We start from the raw sequence: 15,486 nt of genomic DNA, 5'->3' as shown, positions 1-15,486 counted from the left end.
TGGACAGGAACAGTTAACTGTCTTAATAATAAGCGGAACGTCGACGTCCATGGATGCCCGAGCCGGGCGCGGAGGGCCGCATGAAACGCTCCAGATCCCTTGTCCTGTCCCTGGTCACCGCCCTCGTCGCTACGCTCGGCGCGGCCTGGGTGGCACTGCCCGCGTACGCCGCGGGGGCCACCGCCAGCTTCGTCAAGACCGCCGACTGGGGTTCCGGTTGGGAGGGGAAGTACACCATCACCAACGGTGGCACCTCGACCATCAACGGCTGGAGCCTCGCCTTCGACCTGCCGTCCGGCACCACGCTCGGCAGCTACTGGGACGCGCTGCTCACCTCCGCGGGCCAGCGGCACACCTTCACCAACCGGTCCTGGAACGGCACCATCGCCCCGGGCGCCTCGGTCTCCTTCGGCTTCCTGGCCAGCGGCTCCGGCTCACCCAGCGGCTGCCGGCTCAACGGCGCGTCGTGCGGCGGCGGCACCCCGCCCACCACGCCACCGCCCACGACTCCGCCGCCGACCACGCCACCGCCCACCACCCCACCGCCGACGAACCCGCCCACCGGTGGCCTGCCCGAGCATCTGCTCACCGGCTACTGGCACAACTTCGACAACCCGGCCGTCGAGCTGCGGCTGCGTGACGTCCCCACCGAGTACGACCTGGTGGCGGTGGCCTTCGCCGAGGCCACCTCGACGTCCGGCGCGCTCACCTTCGGCATCGATCCCGGCCTCGCCGCGTCGCTCGGCGGCTACACCGACGCGGACTTCACCAACGACGTACGCACCCTGCACAGCCGGGGCAAGAAGGTGATCCTCTCGGTGGGCGGTGAGACCGGCCGGGTCACCGTGAACGACGGCGCGTCGGCCACCGCGTTCGCCGACACGGCCGCCGCGCTGATCGCCCGGTACGGCTTCGACGGTATCGACATCGACCTGGAGAACGGCCTCAACCCGACGTACATGGCGCAGGCGCTGCGCGCGCTCCGGGCCAAAGTCGGGTCGAGCCTGATCATCGCGATGGCCCCGCAGACGATCGACATGCAGAACCCGGCCGGCGGTTATTTCAAGCTGGCGCTCGACATCAAGGACATCCTCACCGTCGTCAACACCCAGTTCTACAACTCCGGGGCGATGCTCGGCTGCGACCAGAACGCCGCGTACGGGCAGGGCACGGTGAACTTCATCGTCGCGTTGGCCTGCATCCAACTGGAAGCCGGGCTCCGCCCCGACCAGGTCGGCCTCGGTCTGCCCGCCGGACCGGGGGCGGCCGGTGGTGGCATCGTCGCGCCCAGCGTGGTCAACGCGGCGCTCGACTGCCTGGCCCGGGGCACCAACTGCGGCAGCTTCCGCCCGCCGCGCACCTATCCCGGCATCCGCGGTGCGATGACCTGGTCGGTGAACTGGGACGTCAGCAACGGCAACACCTTCGCCCGCACGGTGGCCCCGCACCTGGACACCCTGCCCTGACAGTCCTGGCTGGCGTCTGTGCCAGCGGCAACCGGTAGCGCGGATCAGCGACCGGCGGTCACCGACCGCCGGTCGTCGCGGTCCCGGCGTCGCCGAAGCTTGCGGACCACCCAGGCGACCACCATCACCACGAAGACCGCGCCGATCGCGTAGTTGAACCAGTCGCTGTAGCGCTCGACGTCCTGCCACCGGCTGCCCAGCGCGTAGCCGGCCCCCACGATCAATCCGTTCCACACCCCGCTGCCGATCGTGGTGAACAGGATGAACTCGCCGAGCGGCATCCGGTTGGCCCCGGCCGGAACGGAGACCAGACTCCGGACCACCGGCACCACCCGGCCGATCAACACCGCCCACCGGCCGTGCCGCTCGAACCAACGGTCGGCCCTCTCCAGGTCGTCGCTGTCCACCAGCGGGATGCGGTCCAGCCACCGCTTGAGCCGGTCCTCGCCGAGCGCCGCGCCGAGCCAGTAGAGCACCAGCGCGCCGACGAGCGAACCGACGGTCGCGGCCACCACCACGACCACCACGTTGAACCGGCCCTCGTGAGCGAGGAAGCCGGCCATCGCCAACACGATCTCGCTGGGGATGGGTGGGACGATGCTCTCCAACGCCACCAGCAGCGCCACGCCGACCGGGCCCATGGCCTCGATCACGGTGGCCACCCACCCGGTCAGCCCGGTGAACTCGGACGGGTCGCCACTCTGGGCGTACGCCATGGTCGTCCTTCCGCGTCGGCTCCGGGGGATCGGGTGGTCATACCCGACCGGGCCGGTCGTTACACCTCCGGGTGCAGCGCGGCGTCCGCCGGCCCCTGCCGCCAACCAGTGAACACCACGGTCAGGCCGGCGCGGGACGGCGCGCAGCAGAACGGACCGGCCATCGCCTCCGCCGTCGGATCCAGCGGGGTGAGCCGGACCAGTCGCCACGGCTCGTCGTCGGCCCGGGCGCGGACGGTCAACGCGTCGCCGGCGCGGCTGACCCGCACTGTCACCTCCCGGCCCGACCACTGCGGCACCGGCGCCACCGACCAGTCGGAGAACTCCCGGGTCACCACCGCGCCGAGCTGCGACTCGCCGTCACTCATCTCGACACCGGCCTTGGTCCAGGTCCGTTCGTCGACCCGGACGAGCACACCCGTTTGGTCGAACTGCGCCGAGAAGTCGAGCCGGAAACCCACCTCCATGGCCGTGCCCACGGGAAGGGGCGCCAGCAGGGCCGGAGCGTCGTCGTGGACGAATCCGTAGCTGGTCCGCCGCCACAGGTCGCTTCCGGCCGCCGGTTCCACGACCAGCTCACCGGTCGGCCGCTCCTCGACGCGTACCGGCGGGTGCAGCCACCGCCCCCGGGACCAGTCCAACGGTTCGCTCGGTGGTACGAGGTCGTCTCCCATGACGGGCACGATAACCAAGGGTTTGCCGAGCTGATCGTTCGGAGATGTTCCTCCGGCATGGGTGACCGTTGGTATTCCGAAGCCGTCGTCTACTGCCTCGACATCGACACGTACGCCGACTCCGACGGCGACGGGGTCGGTGACATCCGGGGGCTGATCGGAAGATTGGACTATCTGGCCCGTCTCGGGGTGACCTGCCTGTGGCTGCACCCGATCCACCCGTCGCCCAACCGTGACGACGGCTACGACGTCACCGACTTCTACAACGTGGACCCGCGCTTCGGCACCCTGGGGGACTTCGCCGAGCTGCTGCACCAGGCGCAGAACCGGGGCATCCGCGTGATCATCGACCTGGTCGTCAACCACACCTCCGACGAGCACCCGTGGTTCCAGTCCGCCCGCTCCTCGCCGGACTCGCCGTACCGGGACTGGTACGTCTGGTCCGACACCGAGCCGGACGACCGGCACCAGGGCATGGTCTTCCCCGGCGAGCAGAACGAGACCTGGAGCTACGACCGGACCGCCAAGGCGTGGTTCTACCACCGGTTCTACAAGTTCCAGCCGGACCTGAACTTCGCCAACCCGGAGGTCCGGGCCGAGGTCAAGAAGATCATGTCGTTCTGGCTCCAGCTCGGCGTCTCCGGCTTCCGGATGGACGCGGTGCCGTTCATCATCGAGCTGACCGAGCCGGGTAACCCGAACTCCCCGAAGGACTTCGAGTTCCTCACCGAGATGCGCCAGCACGTGCAGTGGCGCCGTGGCGACGCCGTCCTGTTGGCCGAGGCGAACGTCGAGCCGGACCAGCTACCCACGTTCTTCGGCGACTCCAGCGGCTCCGGCAACCGGATCCACATGCTCTTCGACTTCATGCTCAACGGTCGGCTCATGCTCGCCCTGGCCCGGGAGGACCCGGAGTCGTTGATCGAGGCGCTGCGCGACACCCCGAAGCTGCCGGTCGGCGGGCAGTGGGCCACCTTCCTGCGTAACCACGACGAGATCGACCTGTCCCGGCTCACCACCGAACAACGCAACCAGGTGTACGCGCAGTTCGGCCCGGACGAGAACATGCGCATCTACGACCGGGGCATCCGTCGCCGGTTCGCCCCGATGCTCGGTAACGACCGGCGGCGCATCGAACTGGCGTACGCCCTGCAGTTCTCGATGCGCGGCACGCCGGTGTTGCGCTACGGCGAGGAGATCGGGATGGGCGAGAACCTGTCGCTGCCCGGTCGGGAGGCGATCCGTACCCCGATGCAGTGGTCGTACCAGCCGAACGCCGGATTCTCCACGGCGGACCCGGAGAAGCTGGTCCGCCCGGTGATCGACAAGGGTGAGTTCGGCTACCAGAACGTCAACGTCACCGCCCAGCGCAGCGACCCGAAGTCGTTGCTCGCCTGGTTCGAGCGGATGATCCGTACGCTGCGCGAGGCCCCCGAGATCGGCTCCGGCTCGACCACCCACATCGACGTGGCGATGCCGGCCGGCGTGCTCGCGCACCGGGCGGACGGGCCGACCGGGACCATGGTGTTCCTGCACAACCTGGGCACCGACGACGTCGAGGTGGACCTGAGCAGTCTCGAACCCGAGGCCGACCTGCCGATCGACGTGCTCACCGACCGGGGTTACGGCGAGCTGGGCAAGCTCGGCGCGGTGAAGGTCTCCGGGCACGGATACCGGTGGATTCGCCTATGCCGGGGCCGGGGGTTCTGACGCTAAGCTCCTCCGATCACCCAAGTTACTCGGAGGTAGTCATGTCGGAGGAGCCCCGCGTCGCCATCGTCACCGGAGCCGCGCGCGGTATCGGCGCGGCCACCGCCCGGCGGTTGGCCGCCGACGGGATGGCTGTCGCCGTGGTCGACATCGAGGAGGCGGCCACCAAGGAGACGGTCGACGCCATCGCCGCCGCAGGCGGCCGTTCGCTGGGCGTGGGCGCCGACGTGTCCGACCGGGAGCAGGTGGAGGCGGCCGTGGAACGGATCGCCACCGAGTTGGGCGCGCCCACCGTCCTGGTCAACAACGCCGGTGTGCTGCGGGACAACCTGCTCTTCAAGATGACCAGCGCCGACTGGGACACCGTGATGGGCGTACACCTGCGGGGCGCGTTCCTGTTCAGCCAGGCCGCGCAGAAGCACATGGTGGAGCGCAAGTGGGGCCGGATCGTCAACCTCTCCAGCACCTCGGCGCTGGGCAACCGGGGCCAGGCGAACTACGCCGCCGCCAAGGCCGGCCTCCAGGGCTTCACCAAGACGCTCGCCATCGAGCTGGGGCCGTTCGGGGTGACGGTCAACGCGGTCGCGCCCGGCTTCATCGTCACGGACATGACCGCGGCCACCGCCGCGCGGATGAAGGTCGACTTCGACGACTTCCAGAAGCACGCCGCCGCCGAGATCCCGGTGCGCCGTCCGGGGCGGCCGGAGGATGTCGCGCACACCATCTCGTTCCTGGCGAGCGAGGGCGCCGGATTCGTGTCCGGCCAGGTCATCTACGTGGCGGGCGGCCCACGGGACTGACTCGTACCCCGGCGGGGCGTTCCCTCGTGCGGGGAACGCCTCCGCCGCCGGGTCAGGCGGGGTCGCGGCGGGTGCGCCAGAGCCAGATCAGGCCGAGCACCGGCAACACCAGCGGGATGTAGCCGTACCCGCTGCCGAACTGCGACCACACCGTCTCGTCCGGGAACAGTTCCTTGTCGACGAGGCTCAGGATGCCGACCGCGACCACGCCGACCAGCTCCACGGAGCAGCAGGCCAACGCCACCCGTCGGCCGGTGTGCCCGGCCCGGGCCAGCCCCACGGCCGCCACGATGTAGATGAGCGCGGCCAGCGCGGACAGCAGGTACGCGACCGGGGCCTCGTCGAACTTCGTCGCGATCTGCAAACCCGCCCGGCTGGTCGCGGCGATGGCGAAGAGCAGGTAGACCGCGATCAGCAGCCGACCGGGGCCGGAGTTCGTGCGGCGTCGAGCCGATGCGGTCTCAACCACCGAGCACCTCCCAGGTCTGCTGCAACCGGACCACCACCACCGGGATCACCAGGCAGACCGCGCACACGATGGCCGAACCCCACCGGGTCGGCTCCATCCGGGCCAGCACCCAGGCCAGCGGTGGCAGGCACACGAGCGTGACCAGGTAACCGAAGAAGGCCCCGGGCTCGCCGGGCCGGTCCCCGCCGCCCACCGCGACGAGCGCCAGCACGCCCAGCACGAGCAACGACACCTCGAGTACGGCCAGGCCGACGAACTGCACCCGGTCCGGCGGTCGTTGGCGCACCGCCACGACCAGCGCCCACACCGCGACGAGCAGCGACAGCACGATCGGCACCGTCGCGACGATCCCGTCCACCGGTGAGTCGACGCCCACGCTGGTCACCGGCCCCACCCGGTCGTTGCCTCGGTCACCGGCACAGCCTACTAACCGTTGTAGTAAACGGCTGAACCCGCCTCGGCTCGCGTCCGTCAGTCGCTGCCCTGCAACCAGTACACGGAGACGGCGAGGAGCGGGTCCGGTCCGTCGTTGCGGATCTGGTGCGGCACCCTGCTGTCGAACGCCGCGACGTCCCCGGCCCGCAGCACGCTCGTCTGGTCGCCGAAGGTCAGGGTTCCCGTGCCGGACACGATGATCCACACTTCGCGGGAGCGATGGACATCGAGGTCGTTGGAGGTGTTCGGCGCCACCGACCAGCGAGCGACCTCGAACGGTGCGGGCGCGCTCGCCGGGAACGGCAGCAGGCCCTGGTGCACGGGCCCGCCCTCGGCGAAGTCGTACCAGTGGGCGAAGGCGACCGGGCCGCTGGTCGATGGTGGGTTCGTGTTCGGCATGCCGTCGAGGCTGCCGCCCGGAACCCGGTGTGTCTGGCGGCAAACGGACCTGGCGTTGCCGGGGAAGGGCCCCTGGGAAACGGGGAGTGGGCCGCTTCGATTGGTCGAACCCGCCGCCGTCGTGGCTGGTGGGGCGACTAGCGTGGATCACGTCCGTGGCGTCGCCACGGCGGGGGGAAAAGCGGAGGTACACGTGCTGCGGTTCGGTTTGTTCGGCACCGGTCACTGGGCGATCGAGACGCACGGGAAGGCGTTGCACGCCCACCCGGACGCGGAGTTGGTCGGGGTGTGGGGTCGCAACCCGGAGCGCGCCGCCGCGCTGGCCGAGCGGTACGGGGTGCCCGCCTACGCCGACGTCGACGCGCTGATCGAGCAGTGCGAGGCGGTCGCCGTCGCCCTGCCGCCGGACGTCCAGGCCGACATCGCGGTCCGGGCCGCCTCCGCCGGGCGGCACCTGCTGTTGGACAAGCCGCTGGCGCTCAGCGTGGCCGACGCCGACCGGGTGGTGGCCGCCGCCGAGGAGTCCGGGGTCGCCTCGGTCGTCTTCTTCACCCAGCGCTTCCAGCCGAACGTGACGGCGTTCCTCGCCGCGACCGCCGCCGCCGGGGGTTGGCAGCACGGCCGGACCACCGCGTTCGCCTCGATCTTCCAGGAGGGCAGCCCGTACGGTGGTTCGTTGTGGCGTCGGGAGCACGGCGCGCTCTGGGACATCGCCCCGCACGCGCTCTCCATCCTCCTGCCCGTGCTGGGTCGGGTGACCCAGGTGGCGGCGATGGACGGACCGAGCGGCATGGTGCACCTGCTGCTCACCCACGAGGGCGGTGCCACGAGCAGCGCCTCGCTCTCCCTGGACGCCCCGACCGAGTCGATGACCCGGGAGTTCGTGTTCTACGGCGAGAACGGCATCGAGAACGTCCCGTTCGGCGAGAACGACGCCGCCACCGCGTTCGGCGTCGCCATCGACCAGTTGATCGAGCAGGTGCGGGCCGGTACGCGGGACCACCGCTGCGACGTCCGCTTCGGCCGCGAGGTCGTCGAGATCATCGCCGCCGCCGAGACCGCCCGCGCCGAATCCCGCACCGTCCCCCTCCCCGCCTAACCCCCCGGCCCCCATCCACCGCCCTGGTGATCACCCCAGGCCCACGCCAAGATCGCGCTCGATCATTGATGTAGTGGTGTCGGCGCGCCTGTGAGGCCACTACTGCCTGGTTCGAGCGCGATCTTGGCGTCGCGTGGCCAAGATCCGCACAAGTTCGGGGATGTTGCTGCCTCGGACGTCCGGGAGGCAGCAACATCCCGGAAAGTGCGCGGATCTTGGCGGCAGTCCAGACGCCGGCCCCGGGAGCGTGTGGCCCGCCCCTCGCCGGTGCCGCGCGTCCCGGGGGTGGGGGCGGCACGACCCAGTGGGTGGTAGGTCTACGTCATGCGGCACGGCGTGTCGTGACGCAAACCTCTTGATCACCGAGGGAAGAGGGTGTGCGGCCGCCGGGGGGCGGGTTGCGGTTTGTCGGTGGGGCGGTCGGGTAGCCGCTGGCATGCTGGTTCAGCGGCTCGGCGCGCCGAGCGATTTCGACCCGTTGCTGGAGCGCGTCCGGGACGCCCGGGTGGTGATGATCGGCGAGTCCACCCACGGCAGTTACGACTACTACCGGTTGCGTGAGCAGCTCACCCGTCGGTTGATCGCGGAGTGCGGCTTCTCCTTCGTCGCCGTGGAGGGTGACTGGCCGGACTGTGATCGGGTGCACCGGGCGGTGACCGCCGCGCCGGGCGGCGCGCTCGAACCGCAGCTCGCACTCGACCAGTTCGAGCGGTGGCCGACCTGGATGTGGGCCAACGCCGAGGTGGCCCGATTCACCAGTTGGTTGCGCGCCTGGAACGTGGAGCGGCCGGAGGACCAACGGGCCGGGTTCCACGGGCTCGACGTGTACAGCCTCTGGGAGTCGATGCAAGCGATCTTCGACTACCTGGGGGAGGAGGACCCGAAGTCGCTGGAGGCGGCGCAGGACGCGTACCGGTGCTTCGAGCCGTACGGCAAGAGGGTCGAGGAGTACGGCGCAGCCTCCAGGTTCGTCTCGGCCCGGTGCGAGGAGGAGGTGGTCCGGCTGCTCGCCCGGACCCGTGAACACGCTCTCTCCGACGGCCCGGACAGCTTCTCGGCCTGGCAGAACGCGGAGGTGGTGGCCGGCGCGGAGCGTTACTACCGGGCGATGGTGGCCGGCGGGCCGGATTCCTGGAACATCCGCGACACCCACATGCAGGACACCCTGGACCGGCTGCTGGACCGGTACGGGCCGGACGCCCGAGGGATCGTCTGGGCGCACAACACGCACGTCGGGGATGCCCGGGCCACCGACATGACCGCCGACGGGATGGTCAACATCGGTCAGTTGGCCAGGGAACGGCACGGCGAGGACGCCGTCGCCCTGATCGGCTTCGGTACGTACCGGGGCACCGCGATCGCCGCTCCCCGCTGGGGTTCGCCGGCCGAGGCGATGGTGGTGCCTCCGGCCCGCGAGGGGTCGATCGAGCGCCGGTTGCACGAGCTGATGCCGGAGCGGGCGGTGCTGATCTTCGGTGGTGACGACCAACCGGGCTGGGTCACCGACACCACTGACCATCGGGCGATCGGTGTCGTCTACGACCCGTCGTTCGAGTCCTGGGGCAACTACGTCCCGACCCGCCTGGGTGACCGCTACGACGCCTTCATCTGGTGCGACGAGACGACAGCCCTGCACCCGCTGCCGGTCCCGGCTGCCCCCGGCGAGATGGAAACCTACCCCGCGGGCGTCTGAGTCGCGTCGATCATGGAGTTGTGGTGCTGGACGAAGGCCCCTGACCGGGGCGCGACGGGCACCACAACTCCATGATCCTTTCGAAGCGCGATCAGACGGGGGTCGGGGTGCGCTCCTTGAGCTGGGTGCGCAGGCCCTCGCCCTCGATGTCGACGTTCGGCAGGGCGCGGTTGAGCCAGCGCGGCAGCCACCAGGCGCGGTCGCCGAGCAGTGACATGACCGCCGGGACGATGGTCATCCGGACCACGAACGCGTCGATGGCGACGCCGATGGCGAGAGCGAAGCCCATCGACTTGATCACCGGGTCCTCCAGGAAGACGAAGCCCCCGAAGACCGAGATCATGATCAGTGCGGCGGCGGTGACGACCCGCGCGCCGTGCCCCATGCCGCTGATGGTGGCCTGGCGGGCCGACTCACCGTGGACGAAGTCCTCCCGCATCCGGGACACCAGGAAGACCTCGTAGTCCATCGCGAGCCCGAACAGGATGCCGATGAGCAGGATCGGCAGGAAGCTGATCAGGGGGCCCGGGGTGTCCAGACCGACCAGGTCGGCGAGGTGTCCCTGCTGGAAGACCGCCACCGTGATGCCGAACGTGGCGGCGACGGTGAGCAGGAAGCCCAGCGCGGCCTTGACCGGCACCAGCAGCGAGCGGAACACCAGCATGAGCAGCAGCACCGAGAGCCCGACCACCAGCAACAGGTAGACCGGTAGCGCGTCGGAGAGCTTCTCGGAGACGTCGATGCCGATCGCCGTGACGCCGGTGAGCAGCACGTCCGCGTCACGGATTCCGCTCACCGAGTCACGGATGTCGTGCACCAGGGTCTCTGTGGCCTCGTCGGTGGGGCCGGTCTTGGGCACCACGCCGAGCAGCGCCGTCCGACCGTCCGGGCTGAGCTGCGGCGGGGCCACCGCGAGGACGTTCTCGGTGCGTTGCAGCAGCGCGGTCACCTGCGGCACGGCGCCCGAGGTGGCCTCGGGCGTGTCACCGGCGACGACCACCGCGAGTCGGCCGGTGAAGCCCGGTCCGAAGCCCTCGACGGTCAGGTCGTTCGCCACCCGGGCGGGTGAGCCGACGGCGGCCGTCGCGGCGCCCGGCAGGGCCAGCCGCATGTCCGGCGTGGGCAGCGCGAGCAGGCCGAGGCCGAGCAGACCGACCAGGATGACGGGTACGCGGAACCGCGTGACCATCCGTGCCCAGCGGAAGCCGAACGCGGAGCGGTCCTCGACGGCGGCCGGTCGGTCGGTGACGTCCGACTCGGTGTCCGACGTGCCGTCGGTGGCCGTGGTGCCGTCGGTGGCGACCGTCCGCAGCCGACGGGGGAGCACCCGACGGCCAGCGAAGCCGAGCAGTGCCGGCTGGAGGGTGATCGCGACGAGGACCGCGACGGTGACCGTTCCGGCGGCGGCGAGACCCATCACGGTGAGGAACGGGATGTTCACCACGGCGAGCCCGGCCAGCGCGATGACCACCGTGGCACCGGCGAAGACCACCGCGGAGCCGGCGGTGCCGACCGCACGGCCGACCGCCTCCTCCGGGGACAGGCCGTCGAGCAGGTTCTGCCGGTGCCGGGAGGTGATGAACAGCGAGTAGTCGATGCCGACCGCGAGTCCGAGCATCAGCGCCAGGATCGGTGCGGTGCTGGTCAGTTGGATCGCGCCGCTGAGCGCGAACAGGCCCGCCATCCCGACGCCCACACCGATCAGCGCGTTGAGCATGGTCATGCCGGCCGCGACCAGGGAGCCGAACGTGATGATCAGGACGATCGCGGCGACCAGGACGCCGAGCGCCTCGGTGGAGCCGATCTCAGGCTCGCCGCCGAGCACCTCGCCGCCCGGGGCGACCTGCCATCCCTGGGCCTTCGCCGCCGCACCCACCTGCTCGTACGCGGTGCGCTGCTCGTCGGTCACCTCGTCCCCGCCGGTCGCGAACTGGACCTGGACCAGCGCGTACCGGCCGTTGGGGGTGACCGCGCCGACCTGGAACGGGTCGACGGCGCCGACCACGCCGGGCAGTGTGGACGCCTGCTGGACCAGCTCCCGGACCACGGTCTGGCCCTCCGGGGTGGCCAGTCGGCCGTCGGCCGGTGCCTTGACCGTGATGGTGCCGGTGGCGCCGCTGGCGGCGGGGAACTGCTCGGCGAGCAGATCGAGCGCGCGTTGGCTCTCGGTGCCGGGCATGGTGAAGTTGCTCGCCGTCGGGCCGCGCAGGGTCGCCGCGGCCAGGCCGGCGACGACGAGTACGACGAGCCAGAGCGCGACGACGAGCCGTCGCCGGCGCAACGCGCCCCGGCCGAGCCGGTAGAGCAGGGTGGCCATCAGGAGTCCTTGTCCTCGGTCGTGGGTGGTTGGGGCAGGGGAACGGCGACGGGCTCGACGGCCCGTCGGACGAGGGTGAGCAGGGCGGGGCGCAGTTCGTCGTCGGGGATGTCCGCGAACTCGGCACACGCCTCGGAGATTCCGGCGAGCAACACCAAGGCGGCGATCCGGGCGCCCGGCCGGTCGGAGTGACCGGCCAACGCGTCGCGCAGCCGGTCGGAGATCTGCTGGATGTGTGCGAAGGCCGGCTGGCACAGCAGTTCGGGGAACTCGCCGCGGAGCACCGCTATCTCTCGCCGGAACCGGACCGCGAGGTCGACGAAACCCTGCGCGGCGACCTCCTGGGCCGCCGCTCCGGTCAGGCCGGTGAGCCGGTCGTCGAGGTCCCGCAGCACGCCGATCGCCGGGGCCATCAGCTCGGCGAGCAGGGCTTCCTTGTTGGCGAAGTGGTAGAGGACGGTGGCCTTGGAGCAGCCCACCTCACGGGCGATGTCCTGCAGCGAGGTGCCCCGGTAGCCGGTCACCGCGAACCGCCGCGCCGCCGCGGCGAGGATCTCGCCGTGCGTCTCGGACACCGCTCTGGCCATCACTGGTCCACCTCCGCAGACCAGCATGCCTGACCGATCGGTCAGACCCTGACCGATCGGTCAGAACGAAGCGGTGGTGTTCGCCACACCCCGGGCGCGTTTCACTCGGCGTGCTCGGCGTCGTACCTGGTCCGCGCCTCGGCGATGGCCCGGCGATGCCGCTCGGCCCAGTTGGTCAGCGCCACCAGTGACTCGTAGAGCTCCAGCGCCATCGGGGTCGCCGTGTACTCGACCTTGGGCGGGACGGTCGGATAGACCGTGCGGCGCAGCAGGCCGTCCCGTTCCAGGTTGCGCAGGGTCAGCGTGAGCATCCGCCGACTGATCCCCTCGACGTGCCGCTCCAACTCGGTGAAGCGCACCGGGCCGTGCGAGGCGGACACCAGGATGCTGATGCTCCATTTGCCGCCGACCCGGTCGAGCACCTCGCGGACGGTGCACGCCCGTGCCTGGCCGGGGGTGAACGGCACGTTGTCGGCCGTGCAGGCCACGTCGGCTGCGACCTGCGCGGACACATCGCTGTTCCTCTGGGACACAACAGTGCCTCCTTCCGCTCCGGCTCATGGTCACAGACGATGACCTCGGTAACAAACCGTGCACCTAGGAGGAGTGTCGTGGAGAGTGTCGTCCCATCCCGCTGGCCGGCCATGCTGGTTCTCTGCGCCGGCAGCCTGATGATCATTCTGGATGGCACGGTCGTCGCGGTGGCGCTGCCCGCCGTACAACGGGATCTGGGTTTCACCGCCGCCGGTCTGGCCTGGGTGGTCAACGCCTACCTGGTCGCGTTCGGCGGGCTGCTGCTGCTCGCCGGACGCCTCGGTGACCTGCTCGGCCGACGGACGGTGTTCCTGGCCGGCGTCGCGCTGTTCACGGCGTCCTCGCTCGCGTGCGCGGTCGCCACCGGACCGGCGGTGCTGGTCGGCGCACGTTTCGGGCAGGGCGTGGGTGGCGCCCTGGCGATGGCGGTCAGCCTCGGCATGATCGTGCGGCTCTATCCCGAGGCGGCCGAACGGGCCCGTGCCATCGCCGTGTTCAGCTTCACCGGCGCTGCCGGCGCGTCGGTGGGCACTGTCGCCGGAGGGGTACTCACCGACGTGGCCGGCTGGCGGTCGATCTTCCTGGTCAACCTGCCGATCGGTGCGGTCATCCTGCTCGCCGCCGTCCGCCGGCTCCCCGCCGAACGGGGGATCGGCCTGCGGGCCGGGCTGGACGTGCCCGGCGCACTGCTCGCCACCGCCGGTCTGATGGCCGCCGTGCTGGGCATCGTGGGCACCGCCGAGCACGGCTGGACCAGCGCCCGCACCCTCGTCACGGCGGTGCTCGCGGCGCTGCTGCTCGGCGGGTTCGCGGTACGTCAGCGGACGGCGACCACCCCGCTGTTGCCGCCCCGGGTGCTGCGCGTCCCAGGCCTGGTGGCGGCGAACGCGGTGCAGTTCCTCATGGTCTGCGCGTACTTCGGCTTCCAGTTCCTGCTCGCCGTGGAGTTGCAGGTGGTGCTCGGGCTGGGCGCGTCGGCCACCGGCTGGGCCTTCCTGCCCACCCCGGTGACGATCGCCGTGGTCTCGCTCGGACTGGCCGGTCGGCTGATCGCCCGCTGGGGTGCCCGGAGCGTGCTCCTCGCCGGGCTCGGCCTGGCGACTGTCGGTTTCCTGCTGCTCGCGCGGCTCCCCGTCGACGGCGTCTACGCGGTGGACGTACTCCCCGCGATGTTGATCTTCGGTTTGGCCGGCGGTCTGACCCTGCCGGCGGTCACCACACTGGCCATGGCCGGCGCGACCGACGCGGACGCCGGGCTCGCCTCCGGCCTCGCCAACACCACCCAGCAGGTCGGCGGCGCTGTCGGCCTGGCCGTGCTGGCCACCCTGGCCGCCAGTCGCAGCGACGGCCTACGGGCCGCCGGCTGGGCCGAGACCGCCGCGCTGGCCGGCGGCTACCGGACCGCGTTCGCCGTGGCCGCCGGGCTGGTGGTCGCCGCACTGCTGGTGGCGGTGACGACACTGCCCCGACGCTCGGCCGGGTCGTCGCCGGACGCCGAACCGTCGGGTCCGGCCACGACGAGCACCGACGACGATCGGCAGGTCCGGTTGACCGGCGGCACCGGGGCCGGGAGGGTGGTCGGGTGAGCAAGGCTGACGAGACCCGGGACGGCGTGGCCCTGACCAATCTGGACCAGCCGCTGTCCGACCGCGACGACGCGACGAAGCGTGACCTGGTCGACTACCTCGACGCGGTCCACGACCGCATCCTCCCGCACCTGGCCGGCCGGCCGCTGTCGGTGATCCGGGTCCGCCCCGGCCAGCCGCCGTTCATGCAGAAGAACCTGCCCCGCTACACCCCGGAGTGGGTGCGTCGGACGTCGGTCTGGGCGGAGGCGTCGCAGCGTGAGATCTCGTACGCCCTCTGCGACGACCGGCGCACCCTGCTCTGGTTCGCCAACCAGCGGGCGGTGGAGTACCACCCGACGCTGGCGACCACGGCCGACCTGCACCGCCCGACCCATCTGGTGCTCGACCTGGATCCACCCGAGGGCGACGGGTTCCGCGCGGCGGTCGGCGCGGCCCTGCTGGTCCGTCAGGCGCTCGCCGACGCCGGTCTGGCCGGCGCGGTCAAGACCAGCGGCGCCAAGGGCGTGCACGTCTTCGTCCCGGTGACCGAGGAGCCGACGGCCGAGGAGTTGGCCGCCGCCACCCGGGCACTCGCCGTCCGCGCCGAGCGGCTCGACCCGACGCTGGCGACCACGGCGTACATCAAGGAGGACCGGGGCGGTCGGGTGTTCGTGGACGCCACCCGCGCGGGCGGTGCGACGGTCGCCGCCGCGTACAGCCCTCGGCTGCGCCCCGGGATGCCGGTCTCGTTCCCGGTCGACTGGGCCGACCTGACCGAGGTGACCCCCGCCGACTTCACCATCCGGACCGCGCCGACGCTGCTCGCCGACGGCGACCCGTGGGCGGCGCTGATGCCGGCCCCGCAGTCACTCCCCGCCGACCTGATCGCCGAGGGCCGGACCATCCCGGTGGCCCGGGTGCAGGCCATGCACGAGGGGAAGCGCCGCGCCCGCGCCCGGCGCGAGGCCGGCTGACCAGGCTCGACCGCCGCGCTCGCGGCCGGGCTGAGTCGGCCTCCC

At 71.2% G+C, this 15,486-nt stretch carries 14 protein-coding genes and 1 pseudogene; 7 read left to right on the top strand and 8 right to left on the bottom strand.

Annotated features, from left to right (window positions below):
* The first annotated feature begins 80 nt into the window (after positions 1–80).
* Positions 81–1,466 (top strand): cellulose binding domain-containing protein, encoded by a 1,386-nt coding sequence (locus tag O7616_RS30980; RefSeq protein ID WP_282305123.1) that lies wholly within the window; start codon positions 81–83, stop codon positions 1,464–1,466.
* Between the two features lie 44 nt (positions 1,467–1,510).
* On the opposite strand, the gene O7616_RS30975 is transcribed toward O7616_RS30980, so the two are convergent.
* Positions 1,511–2,182: a DedA family protein gene (locus O7616_RS30975; protein WP_282305121.1), complete on the bottom strand. Its 672-nt coding sequence runs from the start codon at positions 2,180–2,182 to the stop codon at positions 1,511–1,513.
* 59 nt (positions 2,183–2,241) lie between these two features.
* The gene (locus O7616_RS30970; protein WP_282305120.1) at positions 2,242–2,856 is read right to left on the bottom strand and encodes a DUF1349 domain-containing protein; all 615 of its coding nucleotides are present in this window, start codon (positions 2,854–2,856) and stop codon (positions 2,242–2,244) included.
* A gap of 57 nt (positions 2,857–2,913) precedes the next feature.
* On the opposite strand from O7616_RS30970, the gene O7616_RS30965 reads away from it, so the two are divergent.
* Both O7616_RS30965 and fabG read left to right on the top strand, forming a co-directional pair.
* On the top strand, positions 2,914–4,566 hold the full coding sequence (locus O7616_RS30965) for an alpha-amylase family protein (RefSeq protein ID WP_282305119.1): 1,653 nt from the start codon (positions 2,914–2,916) through the stop codon (positions 4,564–4,566).
* A 41-nt stretch (positions 4,567–4,607) separates the two neighbouring features.
* Positions 4,608–5,366 (top strand): 3-oxoacyl-ACP reductase FabG, encoded by a 759-nt coding sequence (gene fabG, locus O7616_RS30960; protein ID WP_282305118.1) that lies wholly within the window; start codon positions 4,608–4,610, stop codon positions 5,364–5,366.
* Positions 5,367–5,418: 52 nt separating this feature from the next.
* On the opposite strand, the gene O7616_RS30955 is transcribed toward fabG, so the two are convergent.
* The 3 genes and pseudogenes from O7616_RS30955 to O7616_RS30945 all read right to left on the bottom strand — a co-directional run bounded on the left by O7616_RS30955 (position 5,419) and on the right by O7616_RS30945 (position 6,669).
* Positions 5,419–5,835, bottom strand: a complete 417-nt coding sequence (locus tag O7616_RS30955; protein WP_282305117.1) for a hypothetical protein — start codon at positions 5,833–5,835, stop codon at positions 5,419–5,421.
* Positions 5,828–6,255 (bottom strand): annotated as a pseudogene (locus tag O7616_RS30950) (hypothetical protein). Before O7616_RS30950 ends, O7616_RS30955 begins: the two are co-directional and overlap by 8 nt.
* A 51-nt stretch (positions 6,256–6,306) precedes the next feature.
* Complete coding sequence (locus O7616_RS30945; RefSeq protein WP_282305115.1) at positions 6,307–6,669, bottom strand: cupin domain-containing protein; 363 nt, start codon at positions 6,667–6,669, stop codon at positions 6,307–6,309.
* Positions 6,670–6,862: 193 nt separating this feature from the next.
* On the opposite strand from O7616_RS30945, the gene O7616_RS30940 reads away from it, so the two are divergent.
* Together O7616_RS30940 and O7616_RS30935 are read left to right on the top strand one after the other, a co-directional pair.
* Positions 6,863–7,768, top strand: a complete 906-nt coding sequence (locus tag O7616_RS30940) for a Gfo/Idh/MocA family oxidoreductase (protein WP_282305114.1) — start codon at positions 6,863–6,865, stop codon at positions 7,766–7,768.
* A gap of 436 nt (positions 7,769–8,204) precedes the next feature.
* Positions 8,205–9,461 carry an erythromycin esterase family protein gene (locus O7616_RS30935; protein WP_282305113.1) on the top strand — a complete coding sequence of 419 codons (1,257 nt, stop codon included), beginning with the start codon at positions 8,205–8,207 and terminating at the stop codon, positions 9,459–9,461.
* Between the two features lie 91 nt (positions 9,462–9,552).
* Here O7616_RS30935 and O7616_RS30930 read toward each other — a convergent pair whose 3' ends face one another.
* The 3 genes from O7616_RS30930 to O7616_RS30920 all read right to left on the bottom strand — a co-directional run bounded on the left by O7616_RS30930 (position 9,553) and on the right by O7616_RS30920 (position 12,853).
* Complete coding sequence (locus O7616_RS30930; protein WP_282305112.1) at positions 9,553–11,778, bottom strand: MMPL family transporter; 2,226 nt, start codon at positions 11,776–11,778, stop codon at positions 9,553–9,555.
* Positions 11,778–12,365: a TetR/AcrR family transcriptional regulator gene (locus O7616_RS30925; protein WP_282305111.1), complete on the bottom strand. Its 588-nt coding sequence runs from the start codon at positions 12,363–12,365 to the stop codon at positions 11,778–11,780. The genes O7616_RS30930 and O7616_RS30925 overlap by 1 nt, the downstream gene beginning before the upstream one ends.
* Before the next feature lie 101 nt (positions 12,366–12,466).
* Positions 12,467–12,853 (bottom strand): helix-turn-helix domain-containing protein, encoded by a 387-nt coding sequence (locus O7616_RS30920; protein WP_282307789.1) that lies wholly within the window; start codon positions 12,851–12,853, stop codon positions 12,467–12,469.
* Between the two features lie 123 nt (positions 12,854–12,976).
* Between O7616_RS30920 and O7616_RS30915 the strand changes: the two genes are divergently transcribed.
* Positions 12,977–14,485 carry an MFS transporter gene (locus tag O7616_RS30915; RefSeq protein WP_282305110.1) on the top strand — a complete coding sequence of 503 codons (1,509 nt, stop codon included), beginning with the start codon at positions 12,977–12,979 and terminating at the stop codon, positions 14,483–14,485.
* The gene (gene ligD, locus O7616_RS30910; protein ID WP_282305109.1) at positions 14,482–15,441 is read left to right on the top strand and encodes a non-homologous end-joining DNA ligase; all 960 of its coding nucleotides are present in this window, start codon (positions 14,482–14,484) and stop codon (positions 15,439–15,441) included. Before O7616_RS30915 ends, ligD begins: the two co-directional genes overlap by 4 nt.
* Positions 15,442–15,486 lie beyond the last annotated feature (45 nt).

Origin of the sequence: Micromonospora sp. WMMD964, assembly GCF_029581455.1 — a bacterium.
Lineage (GTDB): Bacteria > Actinomycetota > Actinomycetes > Mycobacteriales > Micromonosporaceae > Micromonospora.
Note: the sequence above shows the minus strand (reverse complement) of the source record. Positions and strands in the feature narration are given on the sequence as shown.

Bases quoted from the DNA above. Each gene is read 5' to 3' on its own strand.
- O7616_RS30980 (WP_282305123.1), top strand. From the start codon at position 81: ATGAAACGCTCCAGATCCCTTGTCCTGTCCCTGGTCACCGCCCTCGTC.
- O7616_RS30975 (WP_282305121.1), bottom strand. From the start codon at position 2,182: ATGGCGTACGCCCAGAGTGGCGACCCGTCCGAGTTCACCGGGCTGACC.
- O7616_RS30970 (WP_282305120.1), bottom strand. From the start codon at position 2,856: ATGGGAGACGACCTCGTACCACCGAGCGAACCGTTGGACTGGTCCCGG.
- O7616_RS30965 (WP_282305119.1), top strand. From the start codon at position 2,914: ATGGGTGACCGTTGGTATTCCGAAGCCGTCGTCTACTGCCTCGACATC.
- fabG (WP_282305118.1), top strand. From the start codon at position 4,608: ATGTCGGAGGAGCCCCGCGTCGCCATCGTCACCGGAGCCGCGCGCGGT.
- O7616_RS30945 (WP_282305115.1), bottom strand. From the start codon at position 6,669: ATGCCGAACACGAACCCACCATCGACCAGCGGCCCGGTCGCCTTCGCC.
- O7616_RS30935 (WP_282305113.1), top strand. From the start codon at position 8,205: ATGCTGGTTCAGCGGCTCGGCGCGCCGAGCGATTTCGACCCGTTGCTG.
- O7616_RS30930 (WP_282305112.1), bottom strand. From the start codon at position 11,778: ATGGCCACCCTGCTCTACCGGCTCGGCCGGGGCGCGTTGCGCCGGCGA.
- O7616_RS30925 (WP_282305111.1), bottom strand. From the start codon at position 12,365: ATGGCCAGAGCGGTGTCCGAGACGCACGGCGAGATCCTCGCCGCGGCG.